This is a genomic window from Rhodococcus ruitaii (assembly GCF_055230935.1).
This window is the reverse complement of sequence record NZ_JBUYWC010000001.1, coordinates 119,697-139,045: the sequence shown is the minus strand read 5'-3', so window position 1 is coordinate 139,045 and position 19,349 is coordinate 119,697. Positions and strand designations below refer to the sequence as shown.

At 65.3% G+C, this 19,349-nt stretch carries 22 protein-coding genes, 1 tRNA gene and 1 riboswitch; of the genes, 9 read left to right on the top strand and 14 right to left on the bottom strand.

The features are described from left to right. Positions 1–36: 36 nt before the first annotated feature. Positions 37–903, bottom strand: a complete 867-nt coding sequence (gene rsmI, locus ACZI8W_RS00710) for a 16S rRNA (cytidine(1402)-2'-O)-methyltransferase (RefSeq protein WP_463366557.1) — start codon at positions 901–903, stop codon at positions 37–39. Between the two features lie 23 nt (positions 904–926). On the opposite strand from rsmI, the gene ACZI8W_RS00705 reads away from it, so the two are divergent. After that, the gene (locus tag ACZI8W_RS00705; RefSeq protein ID WP_463366556.1) at positions 927–2,480 is read left to right on the top strand and encodes a dolichyl-phosphate-mannose--protein mannosyltransferase; all 1,554 of its coding nucleotides are present in this window, start codon (positions 927–929) and stop codon (positions 2,478–2,480) included. A gap of 57 nt (positions 2,481–2,537) precedes the next feature. Here ACZI8W_RS00705 and ACZI8W_RS00700 read toward each other — a convergent pair whose 3' ends face one another. From ACZI8W_RS00700 to mscL, 6 genes are all read right to left on the bottom strand, one after another. Further along, a complete protein-coding gene (locus ACZI8W_RS00700; RefSeq protein ID WP_463366555.1) occupies positions 2,538–3,314 on the bottom strand; it encodes a T3SS (YopN, CesT) and YbjN peptide-binding chaperone 1 in 777 nt (258 codons plus the stop codon). An 86-nt stretch (positions 3,315–3,400) separates the two neighbouring features. Then, a complete protein-coding gene (locus ACZI8W_RS00695) occupies positions 3,401–4,702 on the bottom strand; it encodes a class I SAM-dependent methyltransferase (protein WP_463366554.1) in 1,302 nt (433 codons plus the stop codon). Continuing rightward, positions 4,699–5,112, bottom strand: coding sequence for a hypothetical protein (locus ACZI8W_RS00690; protein WP_463366553.1), 414 nt, complete (start codon positions 5,110–5,112; stop codon positions 4,699–4,701). Before ACZI8W_RS00690 ends, ACZI8W_RS00695 begins: the two co-directional genes overlap by 4 nt. Beyond that, entirely contained in the window at positions 5,109–6,713 is a 1,605-nt protein-coding gene (locus ACZI8W_RS00685) for a BCCT family transporter (RefSeq protein ID WP_463366552.1), read from the bottom strand. The genes ACZI8W_RS00690 and ACZI8W_RS00685 overlap by 4 nt, the downstream gene beginning before the upstream one ends. A 524-nt stretch (positions 6,714–7,237) precedes the next feature. Further along, positions 7,238–7,597, bottom strand: coding sequence for a GntR family transcriptional regulator (locus ACZI8W_RS00680; protein WP_463366551.1), 360 nt, complete (start codon positions 7,595–7,597; stop codon positions 7,238–7,240). A gap of 99 nt (positions 7,598–7,696) precedes the next feature. Next, positions 7,697–8,149, bottom strand: a complete 453-nt coding sequence (gene mscL, locus ACZI8W_RS00675; protein WP_463366550.1) for a large conductance mechanosensitive channel protein MscL — start codon at positions 8,147–8,149, stop codon at positions 7,697–7,699. Between the two features lie 125 nt (positions 8,150–8,274). Here mscL and arsC point away from each other — a divergent pair, with 125 nt between their 5' ends. Then, positions 8,275–8,622, top strand: coding sequence for an arsenate reductase (glutaredoxin) (gene arsC, locus ACZI8W_RS00670; protein WP_463366549.1), 348 nt, complete (start codon positions 8,275–8,277; stop codon positions 8,620–8,622). 7 nt (positions 8,623–8,629) lie between these two features. Here arsC and arcA read toward each other — a convergent pair whose 3' ends face one another. Next, entirely contained in the window at positions 8,630–9,841 is a 1,212-nt protein-coding gene (gene arcA / locus ACZI8W_RS00665) for an arginine deiminase (protein WP_463366548.1), read from the bottom strand. Positions 9,842–9,910: 69 nt separating this feature from the next. Between arcA and ACZI8W_RS00660 the strand changes: the two genes are divergently transcribed. Then, positions 9,911–10,405, top strand: coding sequence for a heme-binding beta-barrel domain-containing protein (locus ACZI8W_RS00660; RefSeq protein ID WP_463366547.1), 495 nt, complete (start codon positions 9,911–9,913; stop codon positions 10,403–10,405). A gap of 140 nt (positions 10,406–10,545) precedes the next feature. Here the strand turns inward: ACZI8W_RS00660 and ACZI8W_RS00655 are convergent, their stop codons facing one another. The 4 genes from ACZI8W_RS00655 to ACZI8W_RS00640 form a co-directional block, all read right to left on the bottom strand. Then, complete coding sequence (locus tag ACZI8W_RS00655) at positions 10,546–11,403, bottom strand: SDR family oxidoreductase (protein WP_463366546.1); 858 nt, start codon at positions 11,401–11,403, stop codon at positions 10,546–10,548. Positions 11,404–11,478: 75 nt separating this feature from the next. Continuing rightward, positions 11,479–11,622, bottom strand: coding sequence for a hypothetical protein (locus ACZI8W_RS00650; protein WP_463366545.1), 144 nt, complete (start codon positions 11,620–11,622; stop codon positions 11,479–11,481). A 101-nt stretch (positions 11,623–11,723) separates the two neighbouring features. Beyond that, the gene (locus tag ACZI8W_RS00645) at positions 11,724–12,368 is read right to left on the bottom strand and encodes a response regulator (RefSeq protein ID WP_463366544.1); all 645 of its coding nucleotides are present in this window, start codon (positions 12,366–12,368) and stop codon (positions 11,724–11,726) included. Further along, entirely contained in the window at positions 12,365–13,465 is a 1,101-nt protein-coding gene (locus ACZI8W_RS00640) for a sensor histidine kinase (protein WP_463366543.1), read from the bottom strand. Before ACZI8W_RS00640 ends, ACZI8W_RS00645 begins: the two co-directional genes overlap by 4 nt. Before the next feature lie 187 nt (positions 13,466–13,652). On the opposite strand from ACZI8W_RS00640, the gene ACZI8W_RS00635 reads away from it, so the two are divergent. The 6 genes from ACZI8W_RS00635 (at position 13,653) to ACZI8W_RS00610 (ending at position 18,154) form a co-directional block, all read left to right on the top strand. Further along, positions 13,653–14,330 carry an ABC transporter ATP-binding protein gene (locus ACZI8W_RS00635; protein ID WP_463366542.1) on the top strand — a complete coding sequence of 226 codons (678 nt, stop codon included), beginning with the start codon at positions 13,653–13,655 and terminating at the stop codon, positions 14,328–14,330. Next, entirely contained in the window at positions 14,327–15,094 is a 768-nt protein-coding gene (locus ACZI8W_RS00630; RefSeq protein ID WP_463366541.1) for an ABC transporter permease, read from the top strand. Before ACZI8W_RS00635 ends, ACZI8W_RS00630 begins: the two co-directional genes overlap by 4 nt. Position 15,095: 1 nt before the next feature. After that, the gene (locus ACZI8W_RS00625; protein ID WP_463366540.1) at positions 15,096–15,680 is read left to right on the top strand and encodes a DUF998 domain-containing protein; all 585 of its coding nucleotides are present in this window, start codon (positions 15,096–15,098) and stop codon (positions 15,678–15,680) included. 3 nt (positions 15,681–15,683) lie between these two features. Then, a complete protein-coding gene (locus ACZI8W_RS00620) occupies positions 15,684–15,881 on the top strand; it encodes an alcohol dehydrogenase catalytic domain-containing protein (protein ID WP_463366615.1) in 198 nt (65 codons plus the stop codon). A gap of 6 nt (positions 15,882–15,887) precedes the next feature. Next, a riboswitch (TPP riboswitch) is annotated at positions 15,888–15,979 on the top strand. A gap of 58 nt (positions 15,980–16,037) precedes the next feature. Continuing rightward, entirely contained in the window at positions 16,038–16,814 is a 777-nt protein-coding gene (locus ACZI8W_RS00615; protein ID WP_463366539.1) for a 3-oxoacyl-ACP reductase, read from the top strand. Beyond that, on the top strand, positions 16,811–18,154 hold the full coding sequence (locus ACZI8W_RS00610) for an LLM class flavin-dependent oxidoreductase (protein WP_463366614.1): 1,344 nt from the start codon (positions 16,811–16,813) through the stop codon (positions 18,152–18,154). The genes ACZI8W_RS00615 and ACZI8W_RS00610 overlap by 4 nt, the downstream gene beginning before the upstream one ends. Before the next feature lie 82 nt (positions 18,155–18,236). On the opposite strand, the gene ACZI8W_RS00605 is transcribed toward ACZI8W_RS00610, so the two are convergent. Beyond that, a tRNA-Ala gene (locus tag ACZI8W_RS00605) sits at positions 18,237–18,312 on the bottom strand. A 149-nt stretch (positions 18,313–18,461) separates the two neighbouring features. Beyond that, positions 18,462–19,346 carry a divisome protein SepX/GlpR gene (gene sepX, locus ACZI8W_RS00600; RefSeq protein WP_463366538.1) on the bottom strand — a complete coding sequence of 295 codons (885 nt, stop codon included), beginning with the start codon at positions 19,344–19,346 and terminating at the stop codon, positions 18,462–18,464. Positions 19,347–19,349 lie beyond the last annotated feature (3 nt).

The window sequence follows — 19,349 nt, the reverse complement described above, 5'->3', positions numbered from 1 at the left end:
GGAAAAGTGTAGGCCCGCGGCGCTCTGAAGGAGAGGTCAGACGCGCCGAGCGGCCAGCACCGCGTCGTACAGTTCTCTCTTGGACACGGCGCTCCCCGCGACCTGCGCGCACGCATCCTTCAGTCGCACGCCCTCCGCGACCAATTCTTCTACGTCGTCGACGAGATCGGCGGGATCACTGCGGCGCGGGGCAGCACCCTCGAGCACGACAGTGATCTCACCCCGAACCCCGTCTGCTGCCCACGCCGAGAGTTCGGCGAGGGTTCCGCGTGCGACTTCCTCGTAGGTCTTCGTCAGTTCACGACACACCGCGGCACGGCGCTGCCCGCCCAGAACCTCGACGGCATCGGCGAGGCACGCGGCCAATCGGTGCGGTGCTTCGAAGAAGACGACGGCTCGGGGCTCGGTCGCGAGCGTCGCCAGCCAGGTGCGGCGCTGGCCCTGTTTACGCGGCGGGAATCCGTCGAAGCAGAATCGTTCGACAGGCAGACCCGACAAGGCAAGCGCGGTGGTGACGGCGGAGGGGCCCGGCAGGCACGTCACGGGAAGGCCCGCCTCGACGCATGCCGAGACCAGCCGGTAACCGGGGTCACTCACCGACGGCATACCCGCGTCGGTGACGAGCAGCACCGTGCGACCACCTTCCATATCGGCGATCAGCGCGGGTGCCCTCGATACTTCCACCTGGTCGTAGAAGCTCACGACACGGCCGGTGATCGTCACGCCGAGTGCAGCGGCGAGAGATCGGGTGCGGCGGGTGTCCTCGGCGGCGACGACATCGGCGGTGGCCAGCGCGTCGCGGAGCCGCAGGGAGGCGTCGCCGATATCGCCCATCGGTGTTGCGGCCAGCACGAGCCGGCCCTGCCCCGGATGCGCATGTTGTGCCGGATTCTCTGCCTGCATGCGGTTCAGCCTACGATCGGGTGGTGATCGCGACGGACCTGCGCCCTTCCGAGGCCCCGCCCCGTCGCCTCTCGAGCCCCGCTCCGCAAGTACCACCTGTGCAGTCCGGACCGACCGATCGAGCCCGCGGCTGGATTGTCACGGCCTTCGTCACTGTTCTCGCCGCCATCACACGGTTCACGATGCTGAACTATCCGACGGACGCCAGGACTCCGGTGTTCGACGAGAAGCACTATGTCCCGCAGGGCTGGCAGATCCTCACCGGCGGCTGGATCGAGGACAACCCCGGGTACGGGCTCGTGGTGCATCCGCCGGTAGGAAAGCAACTCATCGCGGTGGGCGAGGCACTGTTCGGGTACAACGGCTGGGGTTGGCGAATCTCATCCGCCGTCGCCGGCGTCGTCCTGGTGTTGTTGGTGGTGCGCATCGTGCGCCGGATGACACATTCGACGATGCTCGGTGCCGTCGCCGGGTTGCTCCTCATCGTCGACGGGGTCACGTTCGTCTCGTCGCGTATGGGCATGCTCGACATATTCCAGGCGGTGTTCGTCGTCGCCGCGCTCGGATGCCTGCTCGTCGACCGCGACGACATCCGGCGACGAATGGCCCGTGTGCACGCGGAGGGCCGGCTCGGCGCCTCGGTGTGGGGGCCTCGATTCGGGGTGCGGTGGTGGCGTTTCGGAGCCGGCGTTCTGCTCGGTCTCGCGGTGGGCACCAAATGGTCGGGGCTGTACTTCATTGCGTTTTTCGGTCTGATGTCGGTGGCGTTCGACGTCGCTGCGCGCCGGGCCTACGGCGTGCAGCGACCGTGGGTCGGCACCGCGCTTCGCGACATCGGTCCCGCGCTGTACGCGCTGGTGGTGATTCCCATCGGCATCTATCTGGCTACGTTCTGGTCGTGGTTCGCCAGCGAGACCGGCGTCTACCGACATGCGGTGGGCAATCAGATCGGCCACGACAGTGCCTTCTCGTTCGTGCCGGACGCGCTGCGCTCGCTGTGGTACTACAGCGCGAGTGTCCTGCAGTTCCACTCGGGCCTGACCAACTCCGCGGGCAACATCCATCCGTGGGAATCGAAGCCGTGGACGTGGCCTATGGGGTTACGCCCGATGCTGTACTACTTCGCGGACGGGTCGACGATCGACGGTTGCGGCGCCGACGAATGTGTCAAGGCCGTGATGCTCATCGGCACTCCGGCACTGTGGTGGGTGTCGCTGCCCGTCCTCGGGTGGGGTCTGTGGCAGATGCTGGTGCGCCGGGATTGGCGTTGGGCGGTAGTGCTCACCGGCTACGGGGCGGGCATCCTGCCGTGGCTCGCGAGCCTCGATCGGCAGATGTACTACTTCTATGCGGTTCCGCTCGCACCGTTCCTCGTCATGGGGGTCACGCTGGTGCTCGGCGAAGTGCTGGGACAGCGCCACGCGTCGCCGGAGCGGAGAACCACGGGGTTGCTCGTGGTCTGTCTCTATGTGGGTCTGGTGGTCGCGAATTTCGTGTGGTTGTGGCCGATCCTGACCGGGTTGCCCATCACGGTGGAGCATTGGCACAACGAGTTGTGGTTACCCAGCTGGCATTGATGCTCCGGTTCGGCCCGGTGCCTGATCAGCCCAGTACCTGATCAGCCCAGTACCTGATCAGCTCGGTTCGTCGAACATCGTCGGCTCGTCGAATGCGGTGGACTCCGCATCGGTGCCGCCCGCGTACCGCTCCCCGTCGAAGCGTTGCGCGAACCCGGTGTCGACGGTGCCGAGGAGCACCCTCAGGGCACCGAAGAGGTCGGCGAGGTGCCTGGGCACGAACGGGTCACCCATTACGTCGATCGTGGCCACCAGCCGGTCTTCGACAAGAACGAGTTTGATGTGCGGCCATGCGCGGTTGAGTTCGAGCAGTTCCTCGGCTGCCTGCGCCCGCCCGGTGATGCCGTGCAGCAGAGGCGCCCACAGCTGGATTGTGCGGGCACTGTCGTCTACCACGACGAACACCGCCTGCGAATCGACGATGACGACATAGTCTCCGTCGGCGTCGAGGGGGATCGGCCGGCCGAACTGCAGCTGCAGGGCCTCGCCCACACGGGAGCGCAGTGTGCGGGGAGAGCGTGGTTCGTCGCTACGCAAGAAGATGGGGTGCAGCACGCTGTAGGTCTCGCGCAAAGCCCAGACGATGCGTTGCGCGATCTCGTCGGCCTGACGTGCCGGGCTGATGCTCGGTGCGGTGCCCCTCATCTCGACCTCGATTCGCTGTGCATCGAGCGCGACGATCTTCACGAGCGTGGTGTGACCTTCACCTGCGGTCTCGGCTGCGAGTTCGATCTGCTCGCCCTTTCCGAGAGCCGCGATCCGCCCGGCAAGCCGAGTGCGGAAACGGTTCCAGCCCCGTTCCAGAATTCCGTCGAAGCGGTCTGTGCGGGCCATCCGTGACTCCCCTCTCGCAGTGCAACAGCGGGTAGCGGTCACGCTACTGCGGGGTGCCGACAACTGCGGTCAGGCACACCGGTGGTCTATCGGTCTGCGAGCCATTCGTGGCGGGTTCGTGGCATTCCGCTCGCGCCGGTGGCGGAGGGACGTACCGCAAGTACCTGGTGGATCGTCAGTCGTCGCGGCTCTTCGAATCCGAGTGCGCTCGCCGTGAGGTACAACAACCAGGTGCGGGCACGTTCGGCGCCGACGAGTGAGACCGCGTCGTCCCACGATTCCTGCAGGTTCGCGACCCAGGAGCGCAATGTCAGCGCATAGTGTTCGCGCAGGGCCTCCGAGTCGCGAACTTCGAGCCCGGCACGCTCGAACGCGTCGATGGTGCGGCTCAGCGGCAGGATCTCTCCGTCTGGGAAGACGTAGCGGTCGATGAACGTCGCAGGGCGTTTCCGAGGTTCGGCGCGGTGCACCACCGACGCGATGGCGTGGTTGAGCAACCGGCCACCCGGGACGAGCAATTCGTGCAGGTGGCGTGCATACTCGGGGAGCATTACAGCTCCGACGTGCTCGGACATGCCGATGCTCGAGATGGCGTCGAACGGACTCTCGTCGATGTCGCGGTAATCCTGCAGCCGGATTTCGATACGATCCGACATGCCTGCCTCGGCGACGCGCGCCCGCGCGAAGTCGCGTTGTTCGGCGCTGAGCGTGACGCCCAGGACGTCGACGCCGTAATGCTGTGCCGCGTGCAATGCCATCGATCCCCACCCGCAGCCGACGTCGAGCAGCCGCATACCCGGTTCGAGTCCGAGTTTGCGGCAGACGTGATCGAGCTTGTCGTGCTGTGCGTCCTGAAGGCCGCCGGTGCCGGTACCGGGCCGTGCCCAGTACCCGCACGAGTACACCATCGACGGGCCGAGGAACACCCTGTAGAAGTCGTTTCCGACGTCGTAATGGTGGGAGACCACCTGTGCGTCGCGACGTCTGCTGTGCAGCGCGCCGCGGCGGCGGGGGATCTCGACGGATGGGGGCCGAGGTGGTGGCCCGACGATGCCGAGTGCGGCGAGCTGCCGGGCGAAGCGCGCCATTTCACGCGGCGATGTGTCGTGCAGGGTGCGGCTTCCCAGCCTGCCGACGAGGTCCGGAAGCCCGAGAACCGCATAGAGATCGCCGTCGACGACGAGATCGCCGCTGACGTAGGCGCGGCTCAGGCCGAGTTCGTTGGGCGCCCACAGGACTCGGCGCAGCGCCCTGCGGTTTCGGAATTCGACGCGGGCCTCGGCATCGGGCGGTCCGGCCTCCGAGCCGTCCCAGCATCGCACACGGATTGGCAGCTGTACCCGCAGGAACTCTTCGAAGCAGGTGAGAAGGTCACGTGCCGCGCTCATCCTTTCACCATGGCACAGACCCCGATCACGCACCGGTCTTCGACCATGTCGACGACCGCGAGTCCTGCGTGCGCAAGGATCGTGCTGATCCGCATCGACAGCGACCCGGTGGAATCGCCGTGCCCCGGTGAATCGAAGACCCACAGTTGCCCGGCGGGTCCGAGCAGGTCGGGGATACCGACGAGCCGCGACACATCGCTTCCGCGGAATTCCGGTACCCCGAACGCACAGACGAGATCCGAGGCTCCGGTCGCGTCGGCCAGGGCGCTGCCGGTGCGGATCACGTGCCCTGGCCCGACGTACGTCGTGAACGCGCCGGCTGCGGTGCCTGTCCCGATCACGAAGATGCTGCATCCCGGGTGCGGGTCCGTCACTTCGATCGCGAATGCCACCGCATGCGCTGTGGTCACCCGACGCGTTTGAGCAGCCGCCGTCGCCGTCCTCCGGTGATGAGCGGATCTCGTCTCAGATCGCGGTACAGCGACACGCACAGACCGATCATCACGATGACGAACGGTGCGGCCGCGATGATCGTCATCGTCTGCAGGGCGTTGAGTGCCTCGGAGCCGCCCGTCCACAGCAGCAGCGCCGCGACACCACCGGTCAAACCACCCCAGAACACCACGACGCCGCGGGTCGGCGTGAGCGTTCCCCGCTGTGTGAGGCTGCCCATCACCATCGACGCCGCGTCGGCGCCGGAGACGAAGAAGATGGACACGAGCACCATCACGACAACCGTGGAAATACCCACGAGCGGCAGGTGATCGAGCATCCCGAACAACTGTTCCTCGACGCTTCCCGCACCGGCGATGTCGTACCCTTCCTCCTGCTGATTGATTCCGGCTCCGCCGAAGACAGCGAACCAGGTCAGGCTCACAACGCTCGGCACGATCATCACGCCGACCACGAATTCACGGATGGTGCGGCCACGGCTGATCCGCGCCAGGAACATCCCGACGAACGGCGCCCACGAGATCCACCAGGCCCAGTAGAAGATCGTCCAGCTGGACAACCATTCGCCTGCGTCCGGCCCGGACGCGGCGGTGCGGGCCGACATCTCGGCGAGGTCTGCGGCGTAGGCGCCGAGCGTGGTGGGGATGAGGTTGAGAATGAAGATCGTCGGACCGAGCACGAACACGAACAGGGCCAGCACACCCGCGAGCACCATGTTGATGTTCGACAGCCATTGGATGCCCTTCGCGACGCCCGAAACGGCAGACGCGACGAACGCAAGGGTGAGGACCGCGACGATGGCCACGAGAAGCCCCACTCCGGCGGTCTCGAGCCACCCGGTGACCTCGAATCCCGATCCGATCTGCAAAGCGCCCAGGCCGAGCGATGCAGCTGTGCCGAACAGCGTCGCATACAGGGCGAGGATGTCGATGATCTTGCCGATGGGGCCTTCGGTGCGGCGTCCGAGGAGGGGGATGAAGGCTGCGCTCACGAGCTGCTTCCGGCCCTTCCGGAACGTCCCGTAGGCAATCGCCAGACCCACCACCGCGTAGATCGCCCACGGGTGGAGGCTCCAATGGAACATCGTGGTCGCCATCGCCACCCCAGTCCCGCCATCGGTTCCGGGCGGCGATGTCACATAGTGCGACACCGGCTCGGACACGCCGAAGAACATCAGTCCGATACCCATGCCGGCACTGAACATCATGGCGATCCAGCTGACGGTGCGGAACTCGGGCCTCTCGTCGTCCTTGCCGAGCGGGATCTTCCCGTATCTACTCACCGCAATCCACAACACGAAGATGACGAAGGCGGTGGCGCTGATGACGAACAACCAGCCCATCTCGATGACGATCCAGTCGAGTACGGATCCTGTCACGGAGTTGAAGCTGTCCGGAGCGGCGAGACCCCACACGACTATGGCGACAACCATGGCCGCGGAGATTCCGAACACGACGTGGTCGGTGCGGACTCGCGGTGGGTCAGTCGGCGGAATATCCGGTGGTTCGACGGCCACAGCGGATCCTGCGTCGTCAGTCCGGTCGTCTGGCACAGTCATATGTCCCAACTTTCCTTCATCGACTCAAAATTGTGCGGCTTTCGCAGAACTGGATGGCAAACTGTCCGGTCTGTCCTGCATAGGCCCGGCCACTCCCCGGGTTCGTCGCCGCCGGTGACGAATGACACCACGGGTGTCCCGTCGGACCGCGAAGGCGGGCGCGGTGCCGGAATTTCCGACGATGACCCCATCGGTGCGGCGAAATCATTTGAAATGCACGTTTTTCCGTGATCGCGAGATCACGGGGCCACGTAGGTTCCGTTCGGTCCGGTGAGTTTCTCGTCTCAACGAGCCCTGGATCTGCTGATCCACCGGGCCGAGGCTCGTCACGAGTAGCCTGTGTACCCCTGACCGGCTCGTCGCAGCTGCAGCGGACTTGCAGGGGTCGGGCCTTGTCGCGGGAACGCCTCGTAGTGATTGTTCCGTGCCATGGTTTTCGATCGTCTCATGTCCACGGCGCTTGTTTGCGTAGGGACGGGCCGGAGACTGCAGGCGAGGTTGTGCTATCGCACGAGGGTCGTACGCTAAGCACGTAGCGCAGTCTCGACGAATTCGAGGATCTCAGCGTCCGACATTCCCAGTACACGCGCAGAGGCGACGTATTCGATGGTCGCCTGCTGTGCGAGCGACCGTGTCGGGTCGCCGGAATCCACGATGAACGTCCCGGCTCTCCCCCGCGTTTCGAGGACGCCGAGTTGCTCGAGTTCCCGATATGTCTTCGCCACCGTATTCGGCGCGATACCGAGATCCTCGGCCATCCCACGCACGGTGGGTAGCTTCGCACCGGCAATCAACTCCCCGTCCCGGACGAGTTCCACGATCCGCCGTCGGAGTTGCTCGAACGGCGGGACAGGCGAGTCCGAATCGATCACGATATCGAGCATTATTGCAGGCTAGCAGCGTCCCACGGAGGTTTCGACCGGAGAATTCCGGCGGCCCCGCGCGCCGTGGGACCCCCGGTTCGTTCGAGTGACCGCGAAAGGTCAGACGCGAACGTTGTCGCCGTGCCGACCGTCGGTGCCGTCGGTGCCGTCGTCGACGGTACGGTAGCTACCCTTCTCGAGCAGGTCGCGGATCTGGATGAGCAGGTCTGTCTCGCTCAGCGGCTCGTCTTCCGGTTCCTTGTCCGGGGCGAAGCGCGCCTTGGCGGCGTTGACCGGCACGATCAGCACGAAATACACCACCGCAGCGATGATGAGGAAGTTGATCACGGCGGAGATCACCGCGCCGAGATTGATGAAGGTCGCCTCGTTCGACGCGAGAATCTTGAAGCCGAAGCCCATCTCGTTGTTGCCGCCGACCACCGCGACCAGCGGATTGACGATGTTGTCGGTGAACGCGGTGACGATCGCAGTGAACGCCGCACCGACCACGACTGCAACCGCAAGTTCGATGACGTTTCCGCGCAGCAGGAAGTCCTTGAAACCTTTGAGCATTTCCCGTGCCTTTCACGGTGGAGTCACATGGTGCAGATACATTGACCCGGGAATATTAAAGGTGCGATCGACACCGCTCAACAGAGACATTTCCGACAGCCCTACCGGGAGGGCACAATCGAGACATGGCACACACCGCAACGATCTATCACAACCCCCGCTGCAGTACGTCCCGCAACACCCTCGCGCTCCTGCGCGAGGAAGGACTCGAACCGACGATCGTCAAGTATCTCGACACCCCTCCGTCGCGCGACGGTCTGCGCACACTCCTCGACGACGCAGGACTACGACCCAGCGAAGCGATCCGCAAGAAGGAATCGCTCTATAAGGAGTTGAGTCTCGCCGAGGCATCCGAGGACGATCTCCTCACCGCGATGGTCGAGAATCCTATCCTCATCGAACGTCCCCTCGTCGTCACAGACAAGGGCACGGTGCTCGCGCGTCCCGTCGACAAGGTCCGCGACATCCTCTGACCACCCCCTACAGCGCCGCCCTCCCCAGCGGGCACGACATGCATCGCGGACCGCCGCGGCCGGAACCGAGCTCCGACCCGGCGATCCGCAGCACCTCGATGCCGGAATCTTCGAGCCGCGTATTGGTTTCGACGTTGCGCTCGTACGCAACGACCACCCCCGGCGCGACCGCAAGGGTGTTGTTCCCGTCGTCCCACTGTTCTCGTTCCGCCACAACGGAATCCAGACCTGTATCGATCACCCGGAGCTTCTCGATTCCCATCGCGTCGGCCGCCGCTTCGAGGAAAGGGCGCGGTCCGGATATTCGGGCGGTGCCGTCCTCTCGTCGAATCGTGAACGCCTCCAACGTGTCGCGGATGGCGGGATACATCACTACGGCGTCGACGTCGACCATGGTGCAGACCGTGTCGAGATGCATCGATGCGCGTCTCTGCTCGATCGGCACCGCGAGCACAGTATGCGCGAGACCGTCTTCGAATACGCTACGCGCCAATGCTTCCGCGCCTGCCGGACTGGTCCTCTCCCCGACTCCCACGGCGATCACGCCAGGAGCGAGAAGCAACACGTCGCCACCTTCGACCGGAGCTGTGTGCGACTCGTACGCTCGCCGCACCCCGAGGAAATCGGGATGGAACGCGTATATGAGGTCTGTGAGGTTGGTTTCCCGCCTCCGCGCCGGCAGCGCCAGGGTCGAGATCGCCACCCGAGAGCCCACCCAGAACGATGAATCCCGCGTGAAGAGCAGATTGGGGAGCGGATCTATCACGAAATCGGGGCCATGATGCATCAGTCGCACGAGGGACGGCGCCGAACCCATTCCCGCCGCGGGTAGTTCGTCGAAAGTCATTCCGGAGATCAGGATTTGAGCGAGTTCGGCCGCGGCAGCGGTCCGCAGATGACCGGCGAGTTCCTGCGCCAGCGAGTGCCCGAGTCGACGCGGATCGACGGCCGACGAAATACTCTGCACTCGCGCGGCTCCGCTGACCTCGAGGGTTTCGGTGAGCAGGTTCGACAGGAGAAGCACCTCGACACCGCGGCTCCGCAGCACGTCGGCGAATGCGTCGTGTTCCTCCTGCGCCCGCGCTACCCACGGCAAGGCGTCGAACAACAGCTGATCGTTGTTGCGGGGTGTGAGTCGCTCGAGTTCTGCGCCGGGGCGATGCAGCATCACGGAGGTGAGCGCGCCCACCTCGGAATCGACACCCCACTGCTGGTTCATGCGACAACGGTAACTCTCTACGGGATGATGACGGGAGCACACGCCCAGCCCATCCGCGAGGAGTTTCCGATGTCCGACAATCCGGCCGCGAGCAACCCTCTCGGCGAACTCGCTGTCTTCGCGGGTCGCTGGGTGGGAGGCGGCGAAGGCCACTATCCCACTATCGACGACTTCTCGTACGACGAGACGATCGAGTTCGCTTCGATCCCCGGAAAACCATTTCTGACGTATGTGAGCCGAACCCGCCACCGCACCGAGGCCCGGCCACTCCACACCGAGAACGGGTATCTGCGCAGCTGTGCACACGACGACGGGGGCAACGATATCGAACTACTCGTGTCGCAGCCCACGGGGTTCGTCGAGATCCAGCGTGGCCGGTTCGACCACGGCGTGCTCGACCTGGTCACTGTCGTCCTGGAACGCTCCCCCGACGCCAAACCCGTACACGAACTGAAACGCCGGTTCGTGCTCGACGGCGACACCCTCGCCTACGATCTGTGGATGGCGCACGCCGACACGCCACTCACCCATCATCTGCACGCGCAACTCCAGCGCGACACATAATTCGGTTTTGCGCGGTTGAGGCTCGCACACCATTGGTCAGGTTCACAACGTCAATGGTTGACCACCAGCGTTGCGAACCTTACGTTTGCGGTGCTCACCTCCGACCCTGAACGCGCCGCGATGAAGACGGGCAACTCCGGCTACTTCGACAGGGTCGAGCGTAGGACCTTGCGGAAGTAGTCGTTGGCACCCTGCATGACGAGGTTGTAGGGCGGCGCGAACTTTCGGGCCCACCAGAAACCGAACCGGGTGTCGAACGACGTGTACACCATGAAGCGGTTCTTCTTGATTCCCGTGAGGATGCACCCCGCGACCTTCTCTGGCGACGCCGCGTGCTTGACGAAACGACCGGTGAGTTTGCGGACCGCGGGTGCGTCGCGATCGACGCCGACGATCTGCACAGTGTCTACCAATGGCGTGGCCACCGCACCCGGCACGACGAGTGAAACACCGATCTTGTCGCGTCTGAGGTCGAAGCGGAGCACCTCCGACACACCCCGCAGACCGAACTTGCTGGCGCTGTACGCCGAGTGCCAGGGCAGGGCGAGCAATCCCGCGGCCGACGACACGTTGACGAGGTGCCCGCCGCGTCGGGCTGCGATCATCGGTGGCACGAAGTTCTCGATGACGTGGATCGGGCCCATGAGGTTGACGTCGACCATGAGCTTCCAGTGCTTGTGCTCGAGTCGGTCGACGGTGCCCCACACCGACACCCCCGCAACGTTGGCGACGATGTCCACGGACTCGCATCGCTCGTGGACGTCGTTCGCGAACGCGGTGACGGCGTCATAGTCGGAGATGTCGAATGCTGCGGCATGCAGCACGGCTCCACCGCGATTGCGGACGGCCGTCACGACGTCGTCGAGGCCATCCGCGTGGAGGTCGGTGAGAACCAGTTCGGCACCCTCGTCGGCCGCAGCAAGCGCGAGAGCCCGGCCGATACCACTGGCCGCGCCCGTGACGAGAAACCTTGTGCCACGCAGATCCTTGATCGCCATGGCGACACCATAACCGCCACGACGCTCCCGAGTCTGCAACCTCCACTCGAAGCCGCTCCGGAGTCACACCTCCGGTCAGAGTCGCTGCGCCATCTCCTCCTGATAGTCGTGAATGGTCCGTTCCAGCATCGCGGCGTCATCGTCGCGTCCCTCGCTCCGCGCAAGATCCGAGCGGTCGCGCAGCACCCGAATGGCGCGCCGCAGTTCGTCGTCACTCATTCTATGGTCCATGTCACACAGTGTGCCGGGTTCTGCCGACGGGCGCCATCGCGCACATAGCAGTTCACCCGATCGAGACCCTGCTCACAGCCCGGTAGCGGTCAACGTAAGACGCCGTCGTGGAGCGCTCTCAGCACCGCGTTGGTGCGGTCGCGGGCACCGAGTTTGAGCAGGATCGACGACACATGATTCTTCACCGTGCCTTCGGCGAGGAACAACGACTCGGAGATCCGACGGTTGCTGAAGCCCTCCGCCATCAGGCGCAGCACCTCGAGTTCGCGATCGGTGAGGGACTGCACGTGCGCAGCGTCGGCCGCCGCTGGGGGCGGCCCGGACCGGATCGCCCGGAGCAGGCGGTCGGTGATCGACGGGGCGATGAGGGTGCCGCCGTCGGCCAGAGTGTGCACCGCGTTCGTGAGCTGTTCCAAGGTGACGTCCTTGAGCATGTAGCCCCGCGCGCCGGCGCGGAGCGCCTCGAGCACCAGGGTGTCGTCGTCGAAGGTTGTGAGGACGAGAACAGGCACCACGCTGCCCTGCTCGCGCAGCCGGTCGAGAGTCCAAATACCGTCGTATCCAGGCATTCTCAGATCCAACAAGACCACATCCGGTTCGGCACCGGAGATGACGTCGAGGGCCACCCGACCGTCGTCGGCCTCACCGACCACCTCGATTTCGGCGACCTCGAGCAGGCTCCTGATCCCTTGGCGCACGAGGGTCTGGTCGTCCACGACCACGACGCGGGTCATGAGGCAGGCACCTGCGCGGTGACACGGAAACCCCCGCTGCCGTCGAGCGTCACCCGGCCACCCAGCGCCTCGAATCGCTCGGTCAACCCGCGCAGCCCGTTGCCCGGCATGACCGTGCGAGCGCCGGAACCGTCGTCGGTCGCCGACATCACGGTGCCGTCGTCACGGGCCGATACGTCGATGTGTAGTTCGCGGGCATCGGCATGGCGCAAGGTATTGGTCACGATCTCCTGCAGTGCCCGCACGAACGCCACGGTTTGTTCTTCACCTACCCGCACGTCGGGAGCGACATCGATCGACACGTCCAATCCGGGCAGATCCCGGGCCACCCGGTACAGCGCATCAGCAAGATCCGGAGGTTCGGCGCGGAGATCGCCGACGGTGGTACGCACGTCTGCGAGCAGATCTCGGGCCACACGATTGGCTCGTTCGACGTGGCCGCGCGCCCGCTCGCCGTCACGGTGTCGGGCCGCCTCGAGTTCCAGCGCGAGCACAGTGAGCTGATGGCCGATCAGGTCGTGCAGTTCCCGGGAGATACGGAGCCGCTCGGTGGTGCGCGCGGATTCGGCGAGCAGTACCGTCGCCGCCTGCAGCTCGACGTGCGTTTCGGTCAGTTCCCGGCGCAGTCGTTGTTCTCTGAGTAGCGACACCGAACCGAACAGTGTGGCGATCTGGATGAGCACATAGAAACCGACGAACATGATGGTCTCGCCGGTACCGGTAAGGGCCGCGATGACGGCGATGAGCACCATCGAGTTGAGTACCACCACCACCATCCCGGCCCACACCGGCACCACATATGCACTCAGTGCAGCAGTGACGACCATCAGGATCGGGAGGAGGCCGATATCCGGCGAGGACGCCACCACACACCACGACGACACGACTGCGACAACGAAGGCGATCGTCATCTTTCTCGAGGGGCGCTCGCAGGCAGCCACCACGAACAACGCAACGATATGCACGAGGAACAGCACGGCCCACGCGACACGCGGAATCTCCGGCGACGAGACCCCGAGCAACACAGGCCCGCCCACCGCCACGACGACCACGAGCATTGCCAAGCCCGACAGCCCCTCAGCAGTCCAATGACGCACGCCCCCACTGTAGGCGGCACCCCCGCGCGATGGACCGTGCCGAAAGTCATGGGGCACATTCCTGACGTCCGGCACACGCGCGGAGGCCGGCTCTCTCAATAGCGTCACAATCATGAACAGCTCAGGGAGACAAGAGGGCCCACCGGCGATCGTCGCTGAGCACCTCCACAAACGATACCGAAGCAAAGTGGCCGTGCACGATGTGAGCCTGACGCTCGGGGTCGGCGAAACCGTTGGGATCGTCGGCGCGAACGGTGCGGGTAAGACCACCACCGTCGAGATGATCGCGGGGTTGCGCGCACCGGACGGCGGGAATGTACGGGTACTCGGCCTCGACCCGCGCCGTGATCGCACTGCGCTTCGGCAGGTTCTCGGCGTCCAGTTGCAGCAGGCGGAACTCCACAGTGCGCTCACCGCCGCCGAGCTCGTCGACCTGTATCGCAGCTTCTACCCGAACCCAGTTCCCGCCGAGGAACTCCTGGGCTCCGTCGAGCTGACCGCCCAGCGCGACACCCGGTTCGAGAAGCTGTCCGGCGGTCAGAAACAGCGACTGTCGGTGGCTCTCGCCCTCGTCGGCCGGCCCCGCGTGGTGATCCTCGACGAACTCACCACCGGACTGGACCCTCGCGCGCGGCGCCGCATGTGGTCGACGATCGAGCGGCTACGCAACGACGATGTCTCGGTGCTGCTGGTCAGCCACGCGATGGAAGAGATCGAGCACCTGTGCGACCGCGTCGCGCTGCTCGACGACGGACGTGTCGTCGCGGTGGACACCCCGGCGGGCCTCGTCGAACGCGCGGGCGCCGCCACCCTCGACGACGCCTTCGTCTCACTTACCGGAAAAGAACTCCAGGAGCAGGAATGACCGCGACAGTGCAGAACCACCGCCCCGGCTTCGCGTCGTGGCTGACCCTGATCCGCTGCGAAGCGAAGATGGTCGCCCGCGACACCGCCGGCCTCGTCGTACCGATCGGATTGCCGCTCCTGATCCTCGTGATGAGCGCATCCAGCGCGAGCACCGAAGTAGTGGTCAACGACCGCACCGCACTGGACGTGTTCGTCCTTCCCCTCGTGTTCACCATGGTCGTCGCGACGATCGGCATCATCAACATGCCCAGTTTCCTCGCCTACTACCGGCGCACCGGCATACTGCGCAGACTCGCGGTGACCCCGGCATCACCCGCGATGGTGCTCGTCGCCCAGGTCGTCGTCAGTGTGCTGCAAGCCATTCTCGGTATCGGCGCGGCGATGGCTGTTGCGATGCTGGCCTTCGACACGAATCTTCCCGCTGCTCCGCTCGCGACACTCGGGATGCTGGTGCTGGCCGCGGCGTCGATGTACGCGGTCGGGATGATCGTCGCGGCCGTGTCGCCCACGCCGAACTCCGCGGTCGCCATCGGGCTCATCGCGTTCTTCGCTCTCGGCGCATCCGGGGGAATGTTCGGGAGCCGCGACGCGCTGCCCGGCCCGGTCGCGCAGATCGGTGAGTGGTTGCCATTCGGTGCCGCCGTCGAAGCGATTTCCGCGACGTGGGCGGGCACACCGGTGGACGCCGCCCACCCGATCGCGCTCGGCGTGTCGATCGTGGTGGGTGTAGCGATAGCGGGTGCCCTGTTCCGGTGGGACTGAGGTGATACCGACGCTCGGGGCGCTCGCACTGATCCTGTTCGCGGTGGTGTTTCTGGTCGACGGCATGACCCGGCCGGGCTACGACAGCATCCGCCAACCCGTCAGTGCGCTTGCCTTGGGACGGCGCGGCTGGGGCCAGATTTCGAACTTCGTGGTGTGCGGCGCAGCAGTCACCGTGGCTGCCTTTACGATCGACGGTGCGATGCTGCTGACGATCGCGGTCGCAGTGTTCGGGACGGCGCTGATCGTGTCGGGTATCCCGATGGACCCGATGCGCGGATATCCACCCGGCACGCCGAACACGACTCCGGCGCAGTACTCGTGGCATCACCGCGTACACGACCACGCGGGGGCCGTGGTGTTCTCGGCACTTCCGGCCGCCGCGCTGATCGCGGTGTTCACCGTTCCCGGCACGGGCTGGAAATGGTATTCCGCACTCACCGCGGCGGCGCTCGTCGTCGGTTTCGGGTGGTTCGGTCAGGCATGGGAGAACGATTCACCGCGCGCGGGCCTGATCCAGCGCGTGGTGATCGTCGTGGGGTGGTGCTGGCTCGCCGTGATGTTCGCGTTCGCGCTCGCACCGTGAGGGCTGTCTCTCGACGGCATCAGACCCGATGAGGTCCTGGTCACGATTGCTGCGGTGGGCCTGTGGCACACAGACCTCGCGGTTCAGCACGGCGACATCCCGGGCGACTTCCCGCTGGTACTCGGTCACGAGGGTGCCGACCACATCGCTCAGGTCGGCACGGGCGTCACCGGCTTCGAAGTGGGCAACCTGTTAACCTGACCTTCGAAACTCGACACGGGGTGCCGGACACGGCTGAGAACACACCCGTAGAACCTGATCTCGATCATGCGAGCGAAGGGATGCCGAGTCGGCGACGGGCCATCGGTCCCACGCCGTCTGCGTATCCCTTCGGTCCGAAGGGAAGGCGTCACAGCAATGTCCACAAGAACATCTCTGAAGAACCGGATCGTTCTGATCACGGGTGCCGGCCGCGGGCTCGGCCACAGCATTGCACAGGCCTTCGCGGACGAAGGTGCGTCCGTCGTCGTGAACTACCGGCACAGCAGCGATGGGGCACGGGCGCTCGCGGAGAGTATCGGCGCCGAACGCGCGATTGCTGTGCAGGCCGACGTCACCGACCGCACGCAAGTAGCGGCGATGTTCGACACAGCGCGCGCACATTTCGGACGTCCGGTGACCACCGTGGTGAACAACGCCCTGCCCGACTTCTCGTTCAACGGAGATGCTCGCGAAAAAGCGGATCGAATCGGCTACAGCGCCTTCGCAGCCCAGCTCGAAGGCATCGTCGGTGGTGCGGTGAACACCATCCAGGCCGCTCTGCCGGGAATGCGGGAGACCGGCGGAGGCAGCATCGTCAATATCGGGACCAACCTGTTCCAGAACCCGGTTGTGCCCTACCACGACTACACCGCGGCCAAAGCGGCCCTGCTGTCGACCACCCGTACTTTCGCTGCGGATCTGGGCCCCGAAGGCATCCGTGTGAACATGGTGTCGGGCGGACTCCTGCGCACCACCGATGCATCGTCCGCGACACCCCCGGAGGTCTTCGACCTGATCGCCGCGTCGACCCCGCTGCGCAAGGTCACGACCCCGGAGGATTTCGCCGCCGCCGTGCTGTTCTTCGCGTCCGATTGGTCGCGCTCGGTCACCGGGCAGAACCTCGTCGTCGACGGCGGGCTGGTGATGAACTGATGGCGGCGCGCACCCTGCATCTGAACGCATTTCTGTACGGCGCCGGTCACCATTCCTCTGCGTGGCGGCACCCGGACTCCGCAGCCGAACGCATCGGCGACATCGCCTACTTCGAGGAACTCGCGCGCACCGCCGAACGGGGATGCCTCGACGCAGTGTTCTTCGCCGACGGTCACAGTGTGAACCCCGCGTATACGGCCGGTACAACATGGTTTCTCGAACCGATCACGGCGCTCTCTGCAATGGCCCGGGCGACCGACAAAATCGGGCTGGTCACCACGGTGTCCGCAAGCTTCTACACACCGTTCCACGCAGCCCGTATGCTCGCGTCGCTCGATCACATCAGCGGTGGACGCGCCGGGGCCAACATCGTGACATCGATGTTCGACGCCGAAGCCCGCAACCATGGATTCGATTCGCTCCCCGTTCACGCCGAACGGTACGGCAGGGCGGAAGAGTTCATCGCCGCGATTGTCGCGCTGTGGGATTCGTGGGACGAAGACGCTGTGATCGCGGACCGTGCGGCCGGACGCTTCCTCGATGCCGATGCGATCCACCGGATCGAGCATCGCGGCAGACACTTCCGTGTAGACGGTCCGCTCACAGTGCCACGCTGCCCGCAGGGGCGCCCGGTCGTGTTCCAGGCCGGAGCCTCGGAAACCGGACGGGACCTTGCGGCCCGCCACGCCGAGGCCGTGTATTCGGTCGCCTGGGATCTTCCGGCAGCGCTCGAATTTGCCACCGACCTGCGTGCCCGTGCCGCCTCCGCGGGACGTGATGCCGCGTCGATCGCGATCCTGCCCGGTCTCGTCACCTACGTCGGACGCACCGACGACGAGGCCCAGGCGAAGAAGTCGGAACTGGACGCGTTTCTCGACATCGAGGGCGCTCTTACCCAACTCGGGGCCTTCACCGGCCAGGACTACACCGGCCACGACCTCGACGCTCCCGTCTCGGACCTGCCGCCCATCTCGGAATTCACCGGCCCACAGGGGCGATACGCGACGGTGCAACGAATCATCGAGACGCAGCGACCGACCCTGCGAGAGCTGCTCGGTTTTCTCGCTGCCGGCGGCGGTCACGCCACCATGATCGGCACACCCGAGTCGGTCGCCGACCGAATCGAGGAGTGGTTCGTCGCCGGTGCCTGCGACGGCTTCAACCTGATGTGCCCCGCTTACCCGGATTCCCTCGACGACTTCGTCGACCTCGTGGTGCCGGAGTTGCAGCGTCGCGGCCTGTTCCGCACCGAGTATCCGGGCAAGACCTTGCGCGATTCGCTGGGGCTGGAGGTGCCGTCTCCGCACACGCCCGAAGCCGTAGCGGCACACTCGGGGTGATTCGGGTGTGCAGTTGTTGTCGATTCTGCGCTGGAAAACGTACTACAACTGCGCTCTCGACAGACACCTGGACCGCGACAAATGGTGGAGCTGAGGGGAATCGAACCCCTGACCTCTTCGATGCGAACGAAGCGCGCTACCAACTGCGCCACAGCCCCGAAGGTTCCGTAGAACCAACTCGCAAACCTTAGCAAACCCCGACCTCCAACACGAAATCGGGATATATGCGCAGGTCACGGCCACACAAGCCGAAAAGCCCGCACGGTGTGGTGCAGGCTTTTCGGGGTCGTTCTCCCAGGTCTTCCGATCACGCACCAGAGGCGTGCCGGACCGGAAAGTCGTCGGGGTCGTCGTAGCTCGGGTCGGCGTAGCCAGCGTCGTCGTAGTGGTGGTCGGCGTAGTCGGGATCGGCGTAGTCGTCGTACTCGTCGTCGAACCTGTCGAGGTGCTCGAATTCGGGATCTTCGTCGTCGAGGTCGAGCACCACCGCACCAGGGCGCCGCAGCCGAGACGGAACACCACCGCCCTCGCCCGCGCCGCGCACGTGCACTCCGGTCGCCGCCGACCGCTGGAGGCGGGCCATCCTACGTCGACGAATGTCCTGTTCGAGCCGGACCTGGCGCCTCAGATAGAACAGGTAGCCGACCAGGCCCGCCACCACGAGGCCACACACCCACCACATCACCGACGACAAGATCAAGGCCAGCGCTGCGGTCATGATGGCGCCGATGAGCAGCCCCAGGACGACGCGCTGACGGAACTCGTATCGTTGGGCTGACGCCTCTGCGTCGGCCTGGGGATCGAATCCGCCGCGGCCGCGGCGGCGCGGAACGCTCTGCCGAACCGGCGGACCGTCGACCTCGTACTGATCGGCGTCGGGATCGATGGGCGCAGCGTCGTCCGGACCGGTGAAGTCGAGTTCGGTGTCGGGCCTGTCGTCGATTTGAGTGTTCATACGAGCCTCCGCATGACGGTGCGTGTGATCACGACTCGGACGCCAGTTCGGATCAGTGCGGTGACCTGCCGCGGGACCCCGGGGGGTCTTCGGCTTCTCGTCACCGCGATGCAGAACCCGTGTTGCGAGTGCGGCGTCGGTCGTCTGACGGATACGAGGGCGCTTCGTGACCAGCATGGGAACCAGGACGAACAACCACACGGCAACGAGTCCGATCCACAGGAGTGAGTTCGGCATTCC

Coding starts and splice junctions, on each gene's coding strand:
- rsmI (WP_463366557.1), bottom strand. CDS start 903: ATGCAGGCAGAGAATCCGGCACAACATGCGCATCCGGGGCAGGGCCGG.
- ACZI8W_RS00700 (WP_463366555.1), bottom strand. CDS start 3,314: ATGGCCCGCACAGACCGCTTCGACGGAATTCTGGAACGGGGCTGGAAC.
- ACZI8W_RS00695 (WP_463366554.1), bottom strand. CDS start 4,702: ATGAGCGCGGCACGTGACCTTCTCACCTGCTTCGAAGAGTTCCTGCGG.
- ACZI8W_RS00685 (WP_463366552.1), bottom strand. CDS start 6,713: ATGACTGTGCCAGACGACCGGACTGACGACGCAGGATCCGCTGTGGCC.
- ACZI8W_RS00680 (WP_463366551.1), bottom strand. CDS start 7,597: ATGCTCGATATCGTGATCGATTCGGACTCGCCTGTCCCGCCGTTCGAG.
- mscL (WP_463366550.1), bottom strand. CDS start 8,149: ATGCTCAAAGGTTTCAAGGACTTCCTGCTGCGCGGAAACGTCATCGAA.
- arsC (WP_463366549.1), top strand. CDS start 8,275: ATGGCACACACCGCAACGATCTATCACAACCCCCGCTGCAGTACGTCC.
- arcA (WP_463366548.1), bottom strand. CDS start 9,841: ATGAACCAGCAGTGGGGTGTCGATTCCGAGGTGGGCGCGCTCACCTCC.
- ACZI8W_RS00660 (WP_463366547.1), top strand. CDS start 9,911: ATGTCCGACAATCCGGCCGCGAGCAACCCTCTCGGCGAACTCGCTGTC.
- ACZI8W_RS00655 (WP_463366546.1), bottom strand. CDS start 11,403: ATGGCGATCAAGGATCTGCGTGGCACAAGGTTTCTCGTCACGGGCGCG.
- ACZI8W_RS00650 (WP_463366545.1), bottom strand. CDS start 11,622: ATGAGTGACGACGAACTGCGGCGCGCCATTCGGGTGCTGCGCGACCGC.
- ACZI8W_RS00645 (WP_463366544.1), bottom strand. CDS start 12,368: ATGACCCGCGTCGTGGTCGTGGACGACCAGACCCTCGTGCGCCAAGGG.
- ACZI8W_RS00630 (WP_463366541.1), top strand. CDS start 14,327: ATGACCGCGACAGTGCAGAACCACCGCCCCGGCTTCGCGTCGTGGCTG.
- ACZI8W_RS00615 (WP_463366539.1), top strand. CDS start 16,038: ATGTCCACAAGAACATCTCTGAAGAACCGGATCGTTCTGATCACGGGT.
- sepX (WP_463366538.1), bottom strand. CDS start 19,346: ATGCCGAACTCACTCCTGTGGATCGGACTCGTTGCCGTGTGGTTGTTC.